Here is a 5,279-nt window from a genome sequence, read left to right on the forward strand (position 1 = left end):
ACCGCCAGCGAACGCCACCGTCACCGCTACGAGGTAAATAACCACTACCGCGAACAAATTGCTGCGGCTGGATTGGTGTTCTCGGGAACCAGCGCAGACGGTCAGCTAGTTGAATATGTGGAGCTTCCAAGAGATGTTCACCCTTACTACGTCTCCACCCAGGCTCACCCTGAGTTCAAGTCTCGTCCTACTAAGCCAAACCCAATGTTCCACGGTTTGGTAAAAGCTGCACTTGAGCGTCAAAAGCAGCAAAAGCTATTTGACGAGTCCTAAATGACATCGCCGCTGGATGCCTACCTGCGGCACCTCGTGATTGAGCGGGGTCTGAGTAAGAACACCCTGAGTGCGTATAAGGCCGACCTAGCTAAATACCGCGAATATTTGGATCAGAACAGTTTTTCAGAGCTGAAGATCACCAGGTCTGAGCTTTCGGATTTCTTGCTGTGGCTAAATTCTCAAAACCTGAGGGCAGCATCCTCGGCGAGAATCTTGGCTGCCGTCCGTGGCTACCAAAAGTATTTGCTGCTGGAAAACCTGCGCACCGATGACCCAAGCCAGCAGGTGAAAAGCCCCAAGCTTCCGAAGCGCTTGCCGAAGGCCCTCACTCAGTCGCAGGTAATGGCGCTACTTTCGGCAGCCGGGCCTGAACCCGACGATGAAACCGCAGATGTCCTAAGACTTAGAAACCGCGCAATTTTGGAGCTGATGTATTCCTCGGGTTGCCGCGTGAGCGAAGTTGCACAGTTAGATCTTGATGAAATGGTGCAGGGCGGCTGGGTGAGGATTCGAGGCAAGGGCTCAAAGGAGCGCTTGGTTCCGGTTGGATCCTTCGCGCAGCGTGCAATAGATGCCTATTTGATTCGCTCCAGACCGCTGCTTAGCGCCAAAGCTGGTGGCCCAGCACTGTTTTTAAACCAGCGCGGCTCCAGACTTTCTCGCCAGAGCATTTGGGAGGTTATCCAGTCAGCGGGTGTGGGTTGTGGTTTGTCTGTCTCACCGCATTCACTCAGGCACTCCTTTGCCACGCACTTGATTGAGGGTGGAGCGGACGTCAGGGTGGTTCAGGAGCTCTTGGGGCACGCATCGGTGGCCACAACCCAGATTTACACCTTGGTCACAATTGATACATTGCGAGAGGTTTATGCGTCTTCACACCCCCGCGCGCGGCGGTAGGCTAATGGGAGAAAAAGTTGGAGGCACCGGTGAATCTCTCTAAGAAGGAATTCCCAGTTCCGGCCAAGCTCAAAGAGCACGGTCCGGCACGCATTATTGCAATGTGCAATCAAAAAGGCGGCGTTGGTAAAACCACGACCACCATCAATCTAGCCGCATCGCTAGCTGACTACGGTCGCAAGATTTTGGTTGTCGACTTTGACCCTCAGGGTGCACTTTCGGTGAACCTGGATGCCGATTACCAGGACGCCCCAACCATCTACGACCTGATGATGAATGTCACCATGGATCCACACGATGCCATTCAGAAAACTTCGATTCCCAACCTGGATGTCATTCCAGCCAACATTGACCTATCGGCTGCCGAGATGAACCTAGTGACCGAAATGGGTCGCGAGCGTGTTCTCGATGGAATTTTGAACAAGGTCAAGGACGAATACGACGTAATCTTCATTGACTGCCAACCATCGCTCGGCCTTTTGACCGTAAACGCCCTGACCGCAGCCCACGGGGTCTTGATTCCAATGGCAACCGAGTTCTTCGCGCTTCGTGGAGTTGCGCTTTTGGTCCAGACCATCGAGAAGGTAAAGGCAAGGACAAATCCGACCCTGAAACTTGATGGCTTGATTCCAACCATGCACGATTTCAGGACCTTGCACTCACGTGAGGTTTTGGAGCGTCTGCAGGAGGCTTTCGCTGGCCAGGTCTTCCACACCGCAATTGGAAGAACAGTTAAGTTCCCTGACGCAACCGTCGCCAGAAAGCCAATTACCGATTTCGCACCTAGCTCTGATGCCGCCGAGGACTACCGCCGGGTTGCCAGGGAGCTGGTGAGCCGTGGCTGTTCAGCTTGAGTCAGAGATTGATTTTCAGCTACAGCTAGAAAACTTTGAAGGTCCATTTGACCTTTTGCTTCGACTTATCGGCAAGCACGAGCTGGACATCACAACCGTCTCATTGGCTAAGGTCACCGACGACTTCATTCAGTTTGTAAAGAAGCTCGACGAACAAGCCGGTATCGAAAGTGCTTCGGAATTCTTAGTTGTGGCGGCAACCCTGCTTGATCTCAAGATCGCATCGCTATTGCCACAGGGTGAAGTTGTGGATGCTGAAGACATTGCACTGCTAGAGGCGCGAGACATCTTGTTTGCCAAGCTCCTGCAGTATCGCGCCTTCAAGGAGATTGCCAGCTGGTTTGGCACCTCCCTGGAGATTGAATCAACCCGCATTCCACGCGAGGTAAGGCTTGAGGAGAGATTCCGCAATGCCCGCCCGCAGCTGCAGTGGGGGACTTCGCTTGCGGAGTTTGGCCAAATAGCGCAGTTGGCATTTGCTCCGCGCGAGATTCCAGGAGTTGGGCTGACCCACCTGCACGCATCGAAGGTCTCGATTCGCGAGCAGTCAAGAATCATGTTGGAGCGATTGCGCAAGGCTGGAAGTTTGACCTTCCGTGAATTGATTTCCGATTGCGCCGACCGGGCAGAACTTGTCGCGAGATTTTTGGGCATTTTGGAGCTCTACAGGGTTGGTGCGGCAAGTTTCCACCAGAGCGATCCATTCGCGGATTTCACCGTGGTCTGGGAGGATAAGACTTTTGCAATGGATTCACTTGGAATGTTAGGGGCGGACTATGGCGACTGACTTCGCCTTACGCGCAGCCCTTGAGGCGATCCTGACTGTTGCCGAGACTCCGCTAAATCTTGCAACCCTCGCCGGAGCACTTGAAGTGCCAATTGCTCAGGTGAAGAACGAGCTTGAGGGCTTGGTCGAGGAGTACCAAAGTGCTAACGATGGCCTGGGTCGCGGTTTTGAACTGCGCGAGGTTGGCGGCGGCTGGCGGCTTTACGTAAGGCCCCAGCACGACTGGGCGGTAAAGCTTTTGGTTGCCAATGAGAACCCAGCCAAGCTATCTCAAGCTGCGCTTGAGACCTTGGCGGTAATTGCCTATAGGCAGCCGATTTCGCGCGGGCAGGTTTCTTCAATTCGTGGCGTAAACGTTGACTCGGTGGTTCGAACCTTGCTTTCAAGAGGTTTGATTACTGAGCTATACACCGATGCCGAGACCGGAGCCGCCATGTTCGGATCAACCGAGATGCTGCTTGAGGTTTTGGGTATTAATTCAATCGAGGAACTACCGGCCATCAGCCCGTATTTGCCGGGACAGGATGACATTGACTGAGAACGAAGGCGTACGCCTACAAAAAGTACTGGCTGCAGCGGGAGTGGCATCTCGCCGAGCCGTTGAGGAAATGATCGTCAAGGGTCGCATCAAGGTAAACGGCAAGGTCGTAAAAGAGCTCGGTACTCGAATTTTCCCTGAGGCTGACCAGGTAATGGTTGACGGCAGGCCCTGGCAGTTAGACCCAGAGCGCATTTACCTAGCCTTTCACAAGCCTAAGGGTGTGGTCTCGACCATGGCGGACGAAAACGGCAGACCCTGTTTGGCGGATTACTTTATTGGCTTTGATCGAGTGTTCAACATCGGTCGCCTAGATGCCGAGACCACGGGGCTAATCCTGATGACCAATGACGGCGAGCTTGCTAATGAGCTAGCGCACCCATCGTTTGGCGTGCAGAAGCTCTATGTCGCCAAGGTAAGAGGCAAGATCACCAGAGTTGAGATGCAGAAGCTCAAGGATGGCGTGAAGCTGGAGGATGGGCTCGCTCAAGCGGACAGCGCAAGGGTGATAGACCAGAACGAGCAGACCTCGTTGATCGAGTTAGTTTTGCACTCCGGTAAGAACCGAGTGGTTCGCCGCATGATGGAAGCGGTTGGCTTCCCGGTATTGGATCTCACCAGAAAGAGCTTTGGGCCAATGCGCTTAGGTAATCTCAAGCCCGGTCAGTTCCGTGAGTTGAGTAAACTTGAGGTGAGCATGCTTATGGAAGCTGCCACCGGGAAAGAAGTACCTAGAAAGAGGCGCTAATGGCCGTTCGCGCAATTAGGGGAGCCATCCAGATCAGTCAGGACGAGCGTTCTGAGCTACTCAAGGGCACCGCTGAACTGGTAACCAAGGTGCTACACGAGAACAACCTCGATCTTGCAGACCTGATCTCAATCTGGTTTACCGCAACTCCTGACCTCGTGAGTGAGTTTCCGGCGCTCGCAGCCAGAGAGCTCGGTTTAGGCGATGTGCCACTTATGTGCTCGGTAGAAATGGCTGTCGCAGGCTCTATGCCTCGAGTCATTCGCCTGATGATGCACATAGAGACCAAACTTTCCCGCTCCGAGATCAAGCATGTTTATTTGCGCGGCGCAACTGCACTTAGGGCTGATCTAGCCCAGTGAAAAACCCAGAAATCAAAATTGTTGGGGCTGGCCTGTTAGGCACCAGCCTTGGCTTGGCGTTGGCAAGGCAATCAGTCATTGCCACACTGGAAGATCAGTCCAAAGCAAATTTGCGACTAGCGATTGAGTATGGTGCCGGAGTCGAATCTGGCCCAGAGCCAGATCTAGTAATCGTTTGTGTACCACCGGATATGACCGCGGATGTCGTTATTGAGCAGCTCCAAAAGCACCCGGCGGCCATTGTTACCGACGTTGCTTCGGTCAAGAGCAAGGTTGCGCAGGATGTGGCGCTTGCACTCCCTGATCACGCTCACCGCTACATTGGCTCACACCCAATGGCTGGTCGAGAAAAGGGCGGTCCCTCAGCTGCTCGCGCGGATTTGTTTTTTGCCAGACCCTGGATCATCACCCCGTCAAAAGACTCATCGCCAGAAGCTATCGAGCTAATCCGGGATGTGGCTTTGCGCCTAGGCGCGTTGCCGGTTGAACTAACTGCAACTGAGCATGATGAGGCAGTAGCTATGGTTTCTCACCTGCCACAACTGGTGGCTTCGCTATTGGCAAACAGGCTAAACCTTGGCACCCCAGACCAGCTTGGGCTTTCAGGGCAGGGCCTTAGGGACACCTCCAGAATCGCCGCCAGTGACCCAGAGCTTTGGGTGCAGATAATCTCCCAGAACTCCGATTCGATTTCACCGCTACTTTCAATGCTGCAGCAAGACCTTGCTCAGTTATCTGAATCGGTTGCAAACATTGACCGCTCTGGAAGTCTGGCCAAGATTCACGCCCTGTTGCAAGGCGGTAATTCTGGCGTTGC

The 5,279-nt window shown here is 53.8% G+C and carries 8 protein-coding genes; all 8 read left to right on the forward strand.

Features of this window, described 5'->3' with window-relative positions; all coding sequences use genetic code 11:
• The coding region (locus tag AC128V_RS06450) for a glutamine amidotransferase-related protein (RefSeq protein WP_482763853.1) at positions 1-273 on the forward strand (273 nt) is incomplete at its 5' end.
• Entirely contained in the window at positions 274-1,173 is a 900-nt protein-coding gene (xerD, locus tag AC128V_RS06455) for a site-specific tyrosine recombinase XerD (RefSeq protein WP_482763854.1), read from the forward strand.
• A 17-nt stretch (positions 1,174-1,190) separates the two neighbouring features.
• The gene (locus AC128V_RS06460) at positions 1,191-2,027 is read left to right on the forward strand and encodes a ParA family protein (RefSeq protein ID WP_482763855.1); all 837 of its coding nucleotides are present in this window, start codon (positions 1,191-1,193) and stop codon (positions 2,025-2,027) included.
• A complete protein-coding gene (locus AC128V_RS06465; RefSeq protein ID WP_482763856.1) occupies positions 2,011-2,814 on the forward strand; it encodes a segregation and condensation protein A in 804 nt (267 codons plus the stop codon). Before AC128V_RS06460 ends, AC128V_RS06465 begins: the two co-directional genes overlap by 17 nt.
• Entirely contained in the window at positions 2,804-3,352 is a 549-nt protein-coding gene (gene scpB / locus AC128V_RS06470) for an SMC-Scp complex subunit ScpB (RefSeq protein ID WP_482763857.1), read from the forward strand. Before AC128V_RS06465 ends, scpB begins: the two co-directional genes overlap by 11 nt.
• Entirely contained in the window at positions 3,339-4,100 is a 762-nt protein-coding gene (locus AC128V_RS06475) for a pseudouridine synthase (protein ID WP_482763858.1), read from the forward strand. Before scpB ends, AC128V_RS06475 begins: the two co-directional genes overlap by 14 nt.
• Positions 4,100-4,462 carry a chorismate mutase gene (aroH, locus tag AC128V_RS06480; RefSeq protein ID WP_482763859.1) on the forward strand — a complete coding sequence of 121 codons (363 nt, stop codon included), beginning with the start codon at positions 4,100-4,102 and terminating at the stop codon, positions 4,460-4,462. Before AC128V_RS06475 ends, aroH begins: the two co-directional genes overlap by 1 nt.
• Positions 4,459-5,279: prephenate dehydrogenase (locus tag AC128V_RS06485; protein WP_482763860.1), on the forward strand; the 821-nt coding region annotated here is incomplete at its 3' end. The genes aroH and AC128V_RS06485, both read left to right, overlap by 4 nt.

The sequence above is a fragment of the Aquiluna sp. genome (genome assembly GCF_965064355.1).